Genomic DNA, 16,089 nt, shown 5'->3' with positions numbered 1-16,089 from the left:
CCTTATTGATTACACTCTATTGATGATCAATTATATAAAAACCTATTAGATTTTTAACTTAATTTTTAATTATTTATTTTGGAAATTCTTTTCTCTTCTTTCTAAGAAAGCAGTCATACCTTCTTTTTGATCTTCAGTTGAGAAACATTTTCCAAAATCTTCTGCTTCTATTAACACAGCCTTATCTATATCGACTTGCATTCCTCTATTTATTGCATCCTTACAAAGCTTAACAGCTACTGGAGCATTAACTATTATTTTTTCTGCCATAGCTTTTGCTTCATCCATTAAGTTTTCTAATGAAACTACTTTATTTACTAATCCTATTCTTAATGCTTCATCAGCTTTTACTTGAGCACAAGTATAAATTAATTCTTTAGCTTTACCCATTCCAACTATTCTTGGTAATCTTTGAGTACCACCAAAACCTGGAGTTATTCCAAGTCCTGCTTCTGGTTGAGCAAATCTTGCTTTTTCTGATGCTATTCTTATATCACATGCCATAGCTAATTCGCATCCACCACCTAAAGCGAATCCTGAAATAGCTGCTATTACAGGCTTGTTTAACTTTTCTAATCTTAAGAAAACTTTGTTTCCTAATTCACCAAATTCTTTACCTTGTTGTTCATTAAGATCTTTCATTTCTGATATATCAGCTCCAGCAACGAAAGATTTTTCTCCTGAACCAGTTAAAATAACTGCATATATATTACTATCATTTTCTAAATTTTCCAAAACTACGTCTAAGTCTTTTAATGTTTCTGAATTTAATGCATTTAAAGCTTTTGGTCTGTTAATTATAACAGTTGCTAAATGACCTTCTTTTTCAAGAATTACATTTTTTAATTCCATTTTCATAATCCTCCCTTAAACCTATATACTTGTACTTTTTTATTAAAATTTTTTTATTTTTAGATTTTAGATATGGTAAAAATTATTATAACAACTCTTATTCTTAGCAAATTATTTTCTAATTAAAATTGTTATAATATTAACAATTAAACTTAAAAATAAAAGGCCTTAAATAGTCTTATTATGTCAACAATTGTTACCAATTGTTATAATATTAACAATTGTTCATAAAAAAATATGCAAACAATATTTTTTCTTTTCTTAAATTATAATACTTATAAGTATTATTTGCAATAAAATATTGTATTATTAACATATTTTTTATATAACCCCTCAAATTCTCACTCTTAGCTTTGTTGATGTAATTGATAAATTAATGTTGATATACTATCACTTAAATGAACATTTTCAACTTTTACATCTTCTGGTACAACTAAATCTATAGGTGCAAAATTCCAAATACCTTTTATTCCTCCCTTTATTAATTCATCACTAACTTTTTGTGCACTTTTTTTAGGTACACATATAACACCAATAGCTGTAGAATTAAAATTAAGAAAACTTCCTAATTCATCAATATCTCTTATTTCAATATCTCTTATTTTTATCCCTATAAGTTTAGGATTGGCATCAAAAATAGCAGTTATCATAATTCCTAATTTATCAAATCTAGTATAATTAGCTATCGCTTGACCTATGTTACCTGCTCCGATTAAAACAGCATTATACTCCTTATCTAGACCTAATATTGAATTTATTTGTGTATATAATTCTTTAACATTATATCCATATCCCTGTTGACCAAAATCACCAAAACAATTTAAATCCTGTCTAATTTGAGATGCTGTAAATCCTATCTTTTCTCCAAGTTCTTTTGATGATATTCTGTCTACATCGTTTTTCATCAGTTCGTTAAGATACCTATGATATTTAGGCAATCTCTTTACAACTGCCATAGATATATTTTTATTTTTATCCATACCATTACTCCTTATTTTTATTTATATTTAATCTTTTCTCTAAAAATACAATTTATTATTAATCATTTTACTAAACCTTAAAATTTAGAATTTTAACAAATTAAAAGATATTATTTTAACATACTCATTATTGAAATAAATGTTATTTTAATAACTTACTAAAAACACATATAAAATCTTTTAAACACATCTATAAATAATTATTATTTATAGATGAATTGTAAATCTGTATAAAAATCATCTATATTTTATCATAATACAAAATTTTATTTTTTTCTAGGCTTATTATTAATAATTAATTTTTACACAAAAATATGAATGTAAAATACCACCAATAATAAGAGCAGTTATGGATATTAACTGCTCTTATTATTATTTTATAAATAAAATCAAAATATAATTTCTTACTTAATTGTTTTTTAAGCTCCTCATAGAATTTAAAATAGCTATCAATGTAACACCTACATCTGCAAATACTGCTTCCCACATATTAGCTATTCCAAAAGCACCTAAAACTAAAACAAAAATTTTAACTCCAAGAGCAAAAATTATATTTTGCCATAATATTAAATTTACTTTTTTAGATATTTTTATTGCATCAGATAATGCTAATGGATTATCTTTCATTAAAACAACATCTGCTGCTTCTATTGCTGCATCAGATCCTATTCCTCCCATTGCAATTCCTACATCTGCTCTAGCAAGAACTGGTGCATCATTTATACCATCTCCAACAAACATTACTTTTCCTTTTGACTGGTTATTAGTTATTAATTTTTCTATTTCTAATACTTTATCTCCAGGCAGAAGCTCACTTTTCACTTCATCTATACCTATTACTTTAGCTACGCTATTGGCTACAATATTATTATCTCCAGTAAGCATTACAGTTCTTTTTATTCCAGTAGTTTTTAATTTTTTAATTGCTTTAATTGAATCTTCTTTTATTTCATCTGCTATAACTATATTTCCACTATACTTACCATCTATTGAAACATATACCACAGTCCCTGCTTTTTCTACTTTTTTTAAATTAATATTATTATCTTCAAGTAATTTATAATTACCTAAAATTACATTTTTACCCTCAATCACAGCTTTTATACCATGACCTGATAATTCTTTATAATCTTCCACATTATCTTTTTTTAATTCACCTTTAAATTCCTTTACTATTGATTTAGCAATTGGATGATTTGAAAAACTTTCACCTAATGCTGAAATTCTTAAGAAATCTTCTTTTTCCATGTCTATAGCATTAATTTCTGAAACTTTAAATGTTCCTTTTGTTAAAGTACCTGTTTTATCAAATACTACTGTATCAACATTTTTTAACACTTCAATATAATTTCCACCCTTTATTAAAATACCTTTTTTAGATGCTCCTCCAATCCCTGCAAACAATCCTAAAGGTACAGAAATAACTAATGCGCATGGACATGATATAACCAAAAATATTAATGCTCTATATAACCAATCTGAAAATACTTCTCCTTTAATTAAAATTGGTGGAATTATTGCAACTGCTATTGCTAAAAATACTACTATTGGTGTATATAATCTTGAAAACTTAGTAATAAATTTTTCTGTTTTAGCCTTTTTACTACTAGAATTTTCTACCAAGTTTAATATTTTTGATACAGTTGATTCACTAAACATTTTAGTAACTTTCAATTTTATAACTGAATTTAAATTTATACTTCCTGATAATAATTCATCACCAACATTAATTTCTCTTGGAAGTGATTCTCCTGTTAATGCTGAAGTATCTATACTACCAGTTCCTTCTATCACTACCCCATCAAGTGGTATCCTTTCCCCTGGTTTCACAACTATAAAGTCATTTTTTTTAACTTCTTCTGGAGACACTTTCTGTTCACCTTGGTTAGTAATTATATTTGCATATTCTGGACGTATATTCATAAGTGATGTTATAGATTTTCTTGATTTATTTACAGCATAACCTTGAAACAATTCTCCTATTTTATAAAACATCATAACCCCGACTGCTTCCGGATATTCCCCTATTGCTAATGCTCCAACTGTAGCTATAGTCATTAAAAAATTTTCATCAAAAATTTCTCCTCTTAAAATATTCTTAAAAGCAATTTTTAATACTTCTCCTCCAATTAATATATAACTAAAAATAAATATAGATGTATTTAAATAATTCTCTTCCCTAAATAATATTGCTATTATATATAAAATTAATCCTATAATAGATACTTGATTTTCATAGAAAAACTTTTTTTTATCAAATAACTTGGTTGTACTATTTGTTTTATTATCATGTGATATATTTTCTGAATGATTATATTTTTTAACATGAACATGTGTGCTATTTCCATTATTGTGAGTAGCACAGCTTTCATGACTACAACATGGTTTTTTACAACTATAATTTAATTTATTTATATTTACCTTGTTGTTAAAAACATCTTTTTCATCTGTTACAATTACATGTGGCTCTAATTTCTTAACTATATCTTTAATTAAATTAAAAACTTTTTCTTTATCTTTATTTTCATGTAATTTAACAGTTAACTTACCTAAAGAAAAATTCATATTTGCTTCTTCAACATCTTCCATATCATTAACTTTTCTTTCAATTTTATTAGCACAATTAGCACAATCTAGTCCATTAAGTGAAAGTTTCATTTCATCATCCATAATTAATATAATCCCCCTTTATTCAGTAATATGTTTAAATCCCTCATCAAATATATGTTTTATGTGTTCATCATCAAGTGAATAATAAATTACTTTGCCCTCTCTTCTAAACTTAACTAGTCTAGCTGATTTTAATGTTCTTAGCTGATGAGATATTGCAGATTGAGTCATTCCTAAAAGAGCTGCCATATCACAAACACATAATTCTGATTCAAATAATGCACATATTATTTTAATCCTTGTAGAATCACCAAATACTTTAAATAATTCAGCTAAATCATATAAAATTTCTTCTTGTGGCAATAAATCTTTTACTTTCATCACTATATCTTCATGTATAATATTGCATTTACAATTTTCTACAAAATTATTTTCATTATTCATAATAACTCCTCCATTTATATGAACATATGCTTTATTGTTCATATGTTTTCTTATATTATATGCCTTTAATTTTATTTATGCAACTAAAAAAAGAAACTTATAAAAATAAGTTTCTTAAAAATTTAATTAGACATATGAAAATGGATAACAAGTCAAAGATGCCACATATATTTTGTGAAATACAATGATTTTGGTTCTGCTAATAGTTGTACTATTATTAGGTTCCAAGGAAGAAATAGTTCACAAAATAAACTAGCATATTGACTAGTTATTTATTTGAATGTGCCTTATACTACTTTCGATAAACTGCATTCATTTAAAAATACTCTATTTAAAACCATATTAACTATGCTGTTACAAACATAATAAGCATAAGTTAAATCATTCTTAAAATCTAAAGAACCTTTATATTGATTTTGTAAATCATAGATAAATTCTTTAATATTATCTATATCTATGCTTGAAGTTATACACCCTTTTGAATTGAACTCTTTTGCTATTTTCCCCAAATCTTTTTCATACATAACATGATTCTTAACTTGACTTGTACTTTTAAACTCCCATCTATAATAATGAGGAGCACAAAAATAATCACACATGAAATGACAAATTACTCCAAGCTCTTCGCTAAACTTATTAACTGATACCTTGTAATAAATGTCCTGTAAAGATAAAGAACATAGTCTCTCAATTTTCTTTATCATTATATCTATACTTTCAATGAAGTAATGTTTTATCATTTTATATTTAAGTACACAATCTGGTTTTATATTTCCCCATATAAATCTATAATCATTAATTAGATATATACTCTTACTATTTGTATAATTCAAAATATTTTGTGCAATAATTTTATGAGTATTCATCATCAAATTCTATACACGCCCTCTCATTTGTCATTATCAATATAATATTTATATTAAATAACAACTAATTAGTATACTCATATAATAATATTATATAAGCTAATTTACAATGTTTTTATTAATATTTTTTATGTTATTTATAGAAAAATATTATATTTTTTTAATATTTTTCAATTAATAGATGCAATTATTAACAAATAAAAAATAAGAATATTAAAAAGTATCATAATAATTAAATAATATGCTTTTTAACACTCTTATTTTAAAAACTATAAAAATTTATTATATTTGTCCTCACTATTTAATTTATTTAATAAATGCTTTATCTCTTGATCTCTATTCTTATCCATAACTAAAATAACATCACCTGCATCTACTATTACTAAGTCCTTTATTCCAAAACCTATTATTAAATTTTTTCCTCCAAATACTGAACAACTTTCGCAATCTTCCATATAAACATTTTTAGATACACTATTATTTCTATATTTACCTAAAAATCTACTTAGAGCATTAAAACTTCCTATATCATCCCAATTAAAATCACACTTTATTACAAATGCTTTTCTAGTCTTTTGCATAACTCCAAAATCAATTGATATTCCATCAATAATATCATATTGTTCTTTAATTACCTTTTCTTCGTCTTCTTCTCCTACATGCTTATATATTTCCATTAATGATTTATGCATTTTAGGAATGTATTTTTCTATTTCTCTCAATATCACATCTGCTCTAAACACAAACATACCAGAATTCCATAAATAAGTTCCTTTTAATAAAAAGTCTTTTGCTATTTCTAAATTTGGTTTTTCCGTAAATCTAGCAATTTTATAAGTAGATATATTACCTGAGTATCTATCACCCATTTCTATATATCCATACCCTGTCTCTGGACGTGTGGGTTCTATACCTAAAGTTACTATACATCTTTTTTTATTAGCCATTTCTACTGCTTGTGATAAAGTATCTAAATATTCTTTTTCACCCTGAATATAATGGTCTGATGGCAAAACTACCATAATTGCATCTGCATCTTGTTTTAAAAGTTTTACTGCAGAAAGCCCTATACACGTAGCAGTTTCTTTATTGGCAGGCTCTATAAAAATATTTTCTTTTTTTATATTTGGAATCTCTTCTTTTATCTTATTTTCATAATCTGTATTAGTTACAACGTAAATATTTTCTCTATCTATTAATGGTTTTATTCTTTCTACTGTATTAACTAAAAAGCTTTTGTCATTAATAACTTTAAGGAATTGTTTTGGTTGATTATTTCTTGATAATGGATATAATCTACTTCCTTTTCCTCCAGCTAATATCAAACCGTATATCACGTATTTTCAACTCCAAGTAATGATACTAATTCAATATATGTATAATTATTAATATTTGTGAAAAAACAATTTTATTTATAAACCAAACCACGAAAGAAAAAATTATCAAAATTAAAAGAACTACTGAATAAGTAAGTAGTTCTTTATTATTATATTATTGATAATAAAACATTAATTTAGTTTTTTCCACAACATTTTTTATATTTCTTTCCACTACCGCAAATACAAGGGTCATTCCTACCAACAGTTATTTTTGTCTTTACTTCTTTATCTTTTCCATTTATTTCATTAAGTGTGGCACCTTTATATTTCCAAAGTCTTATATTACTTAAAAATTTATTTGCTAAGCCCTTTATATAATTTCTAAGCTCTATATTATCAGCATTTATTAATTCTAATAAACTATTTATAGTTTCATCTATATTATTATCTTGAATATCAAAAGATAAATCATCCATTATTTGATATACCATTTCTTTTTTAATCTCAAATATATTAGTAAATTCTTTTAAAAATGCTTTTCCAAATTTACTTTTATATATCCACTCATGATCAATCATATTTAATAATTCATTTTTATTTATATTACAATATTCTAAATTATTATTATCTTTCTCTATATCATTTAATAAATCTGACCAATTTTCTATATTATTATTTATAAAAAATCCTTTTTCTTCTCTATACTCTCTATAATAATATTGAGCCTCTTTTATTATTTCATTTATATTAAATTCCTCAGAATTATCTATATCATATCTTTGTAATAAACTTATAACATCTTTAGTATTTACAATACCATACGCCTTATTTAATCCTCTATATAAATCTAATATTTCTCTATTCTTTTTTAATCTATTTGTATATTCACTATTCTCTTTTTCTCTTATTATATCTTGAACTATTTTAGGCATTAAAAATACTGCTTTTTCATCTTTTGTTGATGGAAATATAATTCCCTGTTGCATAAAGTATGCTGTTCTACTAAGTTCATAAGTATCAATTTCATCAAAAACTTTTACTCCACCATTATTAATATAATTCTTTAAGATATCAAATCTCTCTTCTTCAAAATATATAAATTGTTTTTCAATTATTTCATTATATTCAGTAAGTACTTTTTCAATTAAAGCATCCTTATTTAATGTTGAAATTCTACTCATTCCTAGATTTCTAGCTATGCTATAAATTGCTTCTTTAGATAATGATTTTAATTGTTCAGATACTTCAAAAGAATATACGCCTTTTACAAACATTCTATTCATCTTATTTTCATACTTTTCAAATAAATCATCCATCATATTATCATATAATTCTGCTGATTCATCATTTTCTTTATTTTCAATAAATTCATTATTCATATATTTTTTAGAACATTCCTTCTTAATCAAGTAACTATTCTCCTTTTTTATCTAAATTTTATCTCCTAAGTATACATTTTATTATATAACTCAAATTTTATCTAAACATTATATGTAAATAAATAAAATCTACTCAATCTTTTATATATAATTTAATTATATATAATCATTTTAAAACAAATTAACTTTATTCTAATCAATAAATTTTATTAATTTTTCCCTAATTTTTATTGTTTCATTATAGCCATTATTATAAATTTCTTTCAATTTATTTTTATCTCTTTCAAATCTTCCTATATTCATTTCTATTGTTGGTCTTATAATTATAGCTTCGTTTTTATTCTCTAATTCTTTGCAATAATCTAATTGATTGTTATATTGAATATGTCTATTTTTCAAAGCTTCAGCTAATTTAGGATATCTTTTTCTATATAATTTATAAACAAATTTGCTTACTTTGGATTCATGTTTTCTATATCCTTCATTTCTTGTTAAAACTATTATATTTTTATTATTTCCATCAAAAACAGATTTTTTTATAGGTATTGCATCTATTAACCCACCATCAGCATAAAATTGATTTTTTATTTCAACAAATTGAAACAAAAGTGGAATTGAACATGTAGCTCTAAGTATAGTATTTTGGTTTTCTATATGTTTTTTATCAAAATACTCTACTTCACCAGTATTAACATTAACACTTCCAGCCAATACCTTACCATCAAATTTATCAAAAGTCTCATAATCAAAAGGACAATGCTCATTTGGAATCTCATCAAAAACAAAATCCATATCCATTATAGATTTACATTTTAATAGATTTCTATATCCAACATATCTTTTATGATTTATAAATTTTTCCATAACTTCTAGATTTCTACCTCTTTGTCTAGAAACATATGAATAACCATTTGTTATTCCAGCAGATACACCAACTATATATTTCATGTCTAAATTCATATCTAATAAAGCATCTAAAACCCCAGCTGTAAAAAGCCCTCTAAATGCTCCTCCCTCTAAAACAAGACCTGTCATATTATTTAGTCTCCTTTATTTATAAATTCTATATTATTGTACTACCAATATAGAAATTATAAGATAATTTTCATTTTTTTTCTATAAAACATTATTATCTATATAAACATAATAAATTAAAAAGTGTTTTGTAATTAAAAATTAACTAAAAATGCTAACTATTATATTAGCATTTTTAGTAATTTTACATGAAATTTTGTACAAAAAAATATAATATATGAATTTATAACCTTTATTTATATATTATATTAATACTTTTGCTAGTCATAAAAAGAGTATACCAAAATTTATTTGGTATACCCTTGTTAAAATAGTTTATCTAAATTGAGAGATTATTTATTTGAATATTTTTCCTGGATTTAATATATTTTTAGGATCAAATGATAATTTAATTCCCTCCATTACTGAAATTATATCATCAGATAGAGATTCTTTTAAATAAGGTTTTTTAGCAAAACCTATTCCATGTTCTCCTGATACTTGTCCCATTAATTCATTTGACTTATCATACATATCTTTCATTACTAATTCAAGTTTTTCATACCATACATTTTCATCTAATAGATCTCTTAATATATAAATGTGTAAATTTCCATCTCCAGCATGTCCAAAACTCTTTATTCTAATATTATATTTACTTTCAAGCTCATGAGTGAATTTAACGAATTCACCTATTTTATTTCTTGGAACAACTACATCAACTTCATCCATTTCTGTTGTTAATGCTTTTATTGCCTCAAGGAAACATCCCCTAGCTGACCAAATTGATTCTTGTCTTTCTTCAGTATCAGATATAAATACATCTATGGCATCTGCATCCAAACATATATTAGCTACATTTTCATATGCTTTTTCAATTTCTTCTGTTGAGTTCCCATCAAAAGTTAATAAAAGATATGCATCTGATGATTTATCTGGAAAACTCTTTCCTAAAAATTCTTCTGCTGCTAATATAGCTTCTCTTTGCATAAACTCAATTGCTGTTGGAATTGTCTTTGATTTAATTATTTTAGGTACTGTATCTATTGCATTTTCTAATGTGGGAAATGGTATAAGTAAACTTAATGACTTCTTAGGTAATGGTAATAGCTTTAATATTGCTTTAGTTACTATACCTAAAGTTCCTTCTGCTCCTATTATTAGATCCTTTAATGAATATCCTGAACTATTTTTAACTACTTTTCCACCAAGTTCTACTACTTTACCATTAGGTAGTACTACTTCTAAACCTCTTACATAATCTCTAGTAACACCATATTTTACTGCTCTCATACCACCTGCATTAGTGCTTATATTACCACCTATAGTAGCTGATTTTTCACCTGGATCTGGAGGATAAAATAAATCAAATTCTTCAACGTATTTACCTATTTCCATAAGTAATACACCTGGTTCTAATGTAAGTGTAAGATTTTCTTCATCTAGTTCTAATATTTTATTCATTCTACAAAGATCTATAACTATTCCACCTTTTATCGGAACAGCTGCACCTACAAGACCTGTACCAGAACCTCTTGGAGTAACTGGAATAGAATTTTCATAAGCATATTTCATTATTTTTGAAACTTCTTCAGTACTTATAGCTTGAACTACAATATCAGGCATTTTCTTTATTCCACCTAATTCATCATGGCTATAATCTTCATTTATTTCATCGCCAAAGAAAACTCTCTCTTTATCATTTTCTGCAATAGATAATATATATTCATAATCTTTAATATCAATATTTTTATAAGTCATAGCCTTATGCCCCCTTACTCATTTTTACTTTTTCTATAAGTTGTGGAATAATATCATACATATTGCCAACTATTCCGTAATGAGCAACTTTAAATATAGGTGCTTTCTCATCACTATTAATAGCAAATATATAATCTGAATTATTCATACCTGCTGAAAATTGAACTGCTCCTGAAATCCCACAAGTTATTATAAGTCTTGGTCTTACTGTTCTACCACTTAAACCAATTTGTCTTTTTGCATCAACCCATCCTGCTTCAATTAAAGGTCTAGTACATGCAAACTCTGCTCCTAATAGTTCTGCAAGTTCTTTTATCATTGTTAAGTCTTTCTCTGATTTAACTCCTCTACCTGCTGCTACTATTACTTCAGCATCACTTATTCCAACTTCTGTATTCTTTTCTTTAATTTCAAGAACTTTAATACCAGAATTGAGTTTGTCTTTTTTGATTTCACATTTAATTATTTCACCGTTAGTTTCATCTTTTCTTTCTGGTGCTGTCATTACTTTATATCTTACTGTTGCAAGTTGTGGTCTTGAATTAGGAGTAACTATTTGAGCCATTATGTTACCACCAAATGCTGGTCTAATTTGTACTAAATCAGTATCTTCTTTTATATCAAGTATGGTACAATCTGCTGTAAGACCTGTTCTAAATCTAGCAGCAATTCTAGGTGCTAATGATCTACCTATTGTTGTAGCTCCAACTAATATTGATGATGGTTTAACTTTCTTAATAAACTCTTCAAAAGCTGCTGCATAAGTTTCTATTCTAAAATCTTTTAATTCTTCATCATCATATACAAATACCTTATCTACTCCATAATGTAATAACTCTTTTGCTTCATCTAGAATGTTATGTCCAATAAATACACAATAAACAGGGTGATTTATTTTAGCTGCTAATTCTCTAGCTTTACCAATTAATTCATACGTTACAGGGTGAATTTTTCCATTAACATGATCTACATAAACGGATATTCCTCTCCATAAACTTTTATCTATCGCTTTTACTTCGTCTTCAATATATTCAACTGCTCCTTTTGGACCTTTTTTTACACAAAGCTTACACATTTTACAAGCTCCATTTATCTCAACTTTTCCATTATTTATCTCAAGAGCACCAAATGGGCATATTTTTATTAACTCTTCTTTATTAGTTATTTTTTCTTGATTAACAACTAACTTTGCCATAAATCATTCCTCCTTGATTAATGCTTTATTTATACACTTTAAACCTTTTTAATACTATATTATAAGAATTTGTCTAAATTTTTATAGTTAAATAAATTTAAACTCTTTTAATTTATGTTCTATCTTTTCAACTAATTCATTTGAATCACCTGTCCACATTTCTCTATCATCATTAACTTCTGGTGGAAATATTCTTTCAACTTGAGTTGGTGAACCATTTAATCCGTATTTCTTTTCATTTCTATCTTCAAAATCAGCTAAACTCATAATTGAAATTTTTTTATCTTTAGTTGCAATTTTCTTCCTATAAGACGGAAGCCTTGGCTCAAATATTCCTTTATTTACAGTTATTAAACATGGATATGAAATTTCAACTACTTCTAAAGTTTCTGGCATATCCATTTCAACTATAACTGATTCCTCCTTAACTTCTATTATTCTCTCAACATTTGCTACATGAGGTATATTTAAATACTCAGCCATCTCAGGACCTACTTGAGCTGTATCTCCATCAGTAGTTTGCTTTCCACAAATTATTAATTGAAAATCTCCCATTTTTCTTACACCTTGAGATATTGTATATGATGTTGCTAAAACATCAGCACCTCCAAATTTTCTATCTGATAATAATGCACCATCATCAGCCCCCATGCTATAAGCTTCTTTAATTACGCTAAGAGCTTGATTTGGTCCCATACTTAAAACTTTTACAGTTCCACCTTTGCTTTCTTTTATTCTCAATGCTGTTTCTAATGCATATAAGTCATATGGATTCATTTTTGAATCAATACCATCTCTTTTTAATACTCCAGTGGCTTGATCAACTTCTACCTTTGAAGTTCCTGGTACTTGTTTAATACAAACTAAAATATTCATGTAAATACCTCCTAAAAATATATTCTAAAATCCAAATAGTGGTCCACAGAAATATACTAATAATCCTGATAAAACAATATAAAATAAACAAACTTTTAATGTTGAATTTAAAATCTTTCCTTCACTACCAACAAGATTGGTTGCTGCCGTTGCAACTGCTATACTTTGAGGAGAAATCATTTTTCCTGCAGTTGCTCCCATTACATTTCCTCCTGCAATCCAATAAGGATTTGCTCCAATTGAATTAGCAGCTTGTACTTGTAACTCACCAAACAAAACATTAGCTGAAGTATCACTTCCTGTTATAAATGTCCCAAGTGCTCCTATTATAGGGGCTATTAGTGGATAAAAGCTTCCTGTTATAATAACTAAAACATCTGCTACAGATTTAATCATTCCACTGTAACCCATAACTTTTGCTAAAGATACAATTGAAACTATTGTTATACAAGATTTAACCATTTGTTTCATAGTGTTAAATAGAACTAAACTAATTTCTTTGAATTTGCATCCTTGTAATAGACCTCCAACATAAGTTGCTAGTATTATTAATACTCCCGGAGTAACAATCCATGAAAAAGTATATGGTTTGCCTCCTACTCCTGTATATATTTGTACAGACGTCTTTATTTTTGATAATGGTTCATATATTGATTTAAACAATGGTGAACATATCATTACGAATAAAAATACTAGTATAAATGGTAACCATGCTTTAAATCCTTGACTAAATGTGATTTTTTCTTTAGTACTTGTCTTATTTTCTGAATTATTATAGAATTTCTTTGCTACAAAAATTGTTAATACCATAGAAACTACTGAACCTATTACTGCTGGTAATTCAGCACCCATAAATTTTGCAACAAATACTTGAGGAATCGCAAATGATACACCTGATATTAATGTAATTCCAAAAACTCCTTTTATTGATTTAATACCTTTTCCAGTTAAAGCAACTAGTATAAATGGAATAATTATTATCATTACAGCTAATTGAATTGTTATAGCATAAGATAAATGATGTATATCTAATTCTGTAATTTGCGATAATGTTATTATTGGTAACCCTATGGCACCAAAAGCTGTTGGAGTTGTATTTGCTATTAAGCAAATAATTGCTGCAAATACTGGTTCAAAACCTAATGCTGCAAGAATACTTGCTGGTATAGCTACTGCTGTACCAAATCCTGCTATAGCTTCAAGGAACCCTCCAAATCCCCAAGCTAAGATAAGTACCAAGATTCTTTTATCTGTTGTTACGCTTGTCATAATTTTTTTTATAATGTCCATACTACCTGTGTGAATAGATAAATTGTAAGTAAAAACTGCTGCTATAATGACAAGCATTATAGGCCATAATGCTAACGCTACACCTTCCAAAGTAGAGGTAATTGCATCAGTAATATTCATTTTCCAAATGAATATAGCAAGTAATACTGTTATTAAGAGAGCTGTAGGACATGCCTTGTGACCTGCAACCTTAAGCTTTCCTAACGAAATCATAAGCCAAATAATAGGAATACAAGCTAAAACAAATAAAATGTACACGGTTATCCCTCCATTTTGGTAATATATCATACCAATTTGAAATTGGTACTACCACTTACAATTATTATTATATATTTAAAAGTTTTACATGTAAATAATTGTTATTAAATTAACAGAAAACATTTACAGCGTTTGTGTTCTAAAAAAATCTATTTAAATAGCTATCGTTTGTTTATTACAAAGTTTTTTAATAGTAAAATCCATATAAAAAAGCTCCTATAAAAATAAAAAAAACTCTTTTTATTTTTATAAGAACTTTTTATTTGACATTTTATTAACAATATTTCACCTAAGAATATTTAATTATTCTTAATAACCATATGCTTTCCATATTAAATCAAAATGTTTTTCCATTGCACTTTGAATCGCTTTTTCATCTCTAAATTTTAATGCTTTAACTAAATCTTCATGCATTGACAATAATATTTCTCTACTATTATCAGTATGTAAAATTTGCATTCTCGATGTTCTTATAAATTCATCCATTAATTGAGATATTACTTCCAATATATTAGTAAGTAAAACATTTCTAGCTGATTTTACTATAACATAATGAAATTTTATATCCAATTCTAAACTTTCTTCTTCTGTTTCAGATTGATACATTCTATCTAATATGGCACTTAAGTGCTCTAACTCATTATCTTTTATATTCTTTGATGCTAATCTTCCACATTCTAATTCTAAAGTTTTTCTTAAGTCATACATTTCTTTAAGAGAACTTTCTTGAAGCATAAACATTACAGATAAAGGTTCAAAAAGTGAATTATCAAAATTAGTTTTTATAAAGTTTCCTGCACCTTGTCTACTTTCGATAAGACCTATTACTTCTAATGCTTTTATAGCCTCTCTTACTGAAGTACGAGAAACGCAAAGACTTTCTGACATTTCTCTTTCTGATGGAAGCTTATCACCTTTTTTGAGTTCACCACTTTTTATTTTTAATTTTATTTGTTCTATAACTTGATCATATACTTTTGGTGTCTTTATAGGTGTAAACATAAAGATTATCTCCTCTTCAATTATTTTATTATTAATTATATCATAACTAAAATTTAATATTAATTTCTAATTATAGTAAAATTCAATTGACAATACCTTGAAATTAGAATATATTAGTTTTAAATATATTAAAATATAATCCTTAATTAAAAGGGAGTAGTTATAATATAACATCAACATGCTCGGTTATTTACTAACCTGGTGTTATAACCTTTTGGGTAACGAGACTTTTAATATAATTTC

13 protein-coding genes are annotated in these 16,089 nt (G+C 26.2%); all 13 read right to left on the bottom strand.

Annotated features, from left to right (window positions below):
* Nucleotides 1-69: 69 nt before the first annotated feature.
* Nucleotides 70-852 carry a short-chain-enoyl-CoA hydratase gene (locus BGI42_RS01685; protein ID WP_069678677.1) on the bottom strand — a complete coding sequence of 261 codons (783 nt, stop codon included), beginning with the start codon at nt 850-852 and terminating at the stop codon, nt 70-72.
* A 347-nt stretch (nt 853-1,199) separates the two neighbouring features.
* A complete protein-coding gene (locus BGI42_RS01680; protein WP_069678676.1) occupies nt 1,200-1,832 on the bottom strand; it encodes a redox-sensing transcriptional repressor Rex in 633 nt (210 codons plus the stop codon).
* Nucleotides 1,833-2,240: 408 nt separating this feature from the next.
* Nucleotides 2,241-4,502, bottom strand: coding sequence for a heavy metal translocating P-type ATPase (locus BGI42_RS01675; RefSeq protein ID WP_069678675.1), 2,262 nt, complete (start codon nt 4,500-4,502; stop codon nt 2,241-2,243).
* Nucleotides 4,503-4,520: 18 nt separating this feature from the next.
* On the bottom strand, nt 4,521-4,886 hold the full coding sequence (locus tag BGI42_RS01670) for an ArsR/SmtB family transcription factor (protein WP_069678674.1): 366 nt from the start codon (nt 4,884-4,886) through the stop codon (nt 4,521-4,523).
* A gap of 287 nt (nt 4,887-5,173) precedes the next feature.
* Nucleotides 5,174-5,755 carry a zinc dependent phospholipase C family protein gene (locus BGI42_RS01665; RefSeq protein WP_069678673.1) on the bottom strand — a complete coding sequence of 194 codons (582 nt, stop codon included), beginning with the start codon at nt 5,753-5,755 and terminating at the stop codon, nt 5,174-5,176.
* Nucleotides 5,756-6,021: 266 nt separating this feature from the next.
* A complete protein-coding gene (locus BGI42_RS01660) occupies nt 6,022-7,089 on the bottom strand; it encodes a mannose-1-phosphate guanylyltransferase (RefSeq protein WP_069678672.1) in 1,068 nt (355 codons plus the stop codon).
* Nucleotides 7,090-7,265: 176 nt separating this feature from the next.
* Nucleotides 7,266-8,480, bottom strand: a complete 1,215-nt coding sequence (locus BGI42_RS01655) for an SEC-C metal-binding domain-containing protein (protein ID WP_069678671.1) — start codon at nt 8,478-8,480, stop codon at nt 7,266-7,268.
* Between the two features lie 162 nt (nt 8,481-8,642).
* Nucleotides 8,643-9,485, bottom strand: coding sequence for a patatin-like phospholipase family protein (locus BGI42_RS01650; RefSeq protein ID WP_069678670.1), 843 nt, complete (start codon nt 9,483-9,485; stop codon nt 8,643-8,645).
* Between the two features lie 336 nt (nt 9,486-9,821).
* Complete coding sequence (locus tag BGI42_RS01645; RefSeq protein WP_069678669.1) at nt 9,822-11,225, bottom strand: FAD-binding oxidoreductase; 1,404 nt, start codon at nt 11,223-11,225, stop codon at nt 9,822-9,824.
* 4 nt (nt 11,226-11,229) lie between these two features.
* Nucleotides 11,230-12,420 carry an electron transfer flavoprotein subunit alpha gene (locus tag BGI42_RS01640; RefSeq protein WP_069678668.1) on the bottom strand — a complete coding sequence of 397 codons (1,191 nt, stop codon included), beginning with the start codon at nt 12,418-12,420 and terminating at the stop codon, nt 11,230-11,232.
* Between the two features lie 87 nt (nt 12,421-12,507).
* Nucleotides 12,508-13,296, bottom strand: a complete 789-nt coding sequence (locus BGI42_RS01635) for an electron transfer flavoprotein subunit beta/FixA family protein (RefSeq protein WP_069678667.1) — start codon at nt 13,294-13,296, stop codon at nt 12,508-12,510.
* Nucleotides 13,297-13,320: 24 nt separating this feature from the next.
* Nucleotides 13,321-14,850 (bottom strand): L-lactate permease, encoded by a 1,530-nt coding sequence (locus tag BGI42_RS01630; RefSeq protein WP_069681010.1) that lies wholly within the window; start codon nt 14,848-14,850, stop codon nt 13,321-13,323.
* Nucleotides 14,851-15,153: 303 nt separating this feature from the next.
* Nucleotides 15,154-15,846, bottom strand: a complete 693-nt coding sequence (locus tag BGI42_RS01625; RefSeq protein ID WP_069678666.1) for a FadR/GntR family transcriptional regulator — start codon at nt 15,844-15,846, stop codon at nt 15,154-15,156.
* Nucleotides 15,847-16,089: the final 243 nt, after the last annotated feature.

Source organism: Clostridium taeniosporum, from assembly GCF_001735765.2.
Taxonomy (GTDB): Bacteria; Bacillota; Clostridia; order Clostridiales; family Clostridiaceae; genus Clostridium; species Clostridium taeniosporum.
This window is presented reverse-complemented; position numbering and strand designations above follow the sequence as displayed.

What these genes read in the sequence shown, in the direction of transcription:
- BGI42_RS01685 (WP_069678677.1), bottom strand. Translation starts at nt 852, where the DNA reads ATGGAATTAAAAAATGTAATTCTTGAAAAAGAAGGTCATTTAGCAACT.
- BGI42_RS01680 (WP_069678676.1), bottom strand. Translation starts at nt 1,832, where the DNA reads ATGGATAAAAATAAAAATATATCTATGGCAGTTGTAAAGAGATTGCCT.
- BGI42_RS01675 (WP_069678675.1), bottom strand. Translation starts at nt 4,502, where the DNA reads ATGGATGATGAAATGAAACTTTCACTTAATGGACTAGATTGTGCTAAT.
- BGI42_RS01670 (WP_069678674.1), bottom strand. Translation starts at nt 4,886, where the DNA reads ATGAATAATGAAAATAATTTTGTAGAAAATTGTAAATGCAATATTATA.
- BGI42_RS01665 (WP_069678673.1), bottom strand. Translation starts at nt 5,755, where the DNA reads ATGATGAATACTCATAAAATTATTGCACAAAATATTTTGAATTATACA.
- BGI42_RS01650 (WP_069678670.1), bottom strand. Translation starts at nt 9,485, where the DNA reads ATGACAGGTCTTGTTTTAGAGGGAGGAGCATTTAGAGGGCTTTTTACA.
- BGI42_RS01645 (WP_069678669.1), bottom strand. Translation starts at nt 11,225, where the DNA reads ATGACTTATAAAAATATTGATATTAAAGATTATGAATATATATTATCT.
- BGI42_RS01640 (WP_069678668.1), bottom strand. Translation starts at nt 12,420, where the DNA reads ATGGCAAAGTTAGTTGTTAATCAAGAAAAAATAACTAATAAAGAAGAG.
- BGI42_RS01635 (WP_069678667.1), bottom strand. Translation starts at nt 13,296, where the DNA reads ATGAATATTTTAGTTTGTATTAAACAAGTACCAGGAACTTCAAAGGTA.
- BGI42_RS01625 (WP_069678666.1), bottom strand. Translation starts at nt 15,846, where the DNA reads ATGTTTACACCTATAAAGACACCAAAAGTATATGATCAAGTTATAGAA.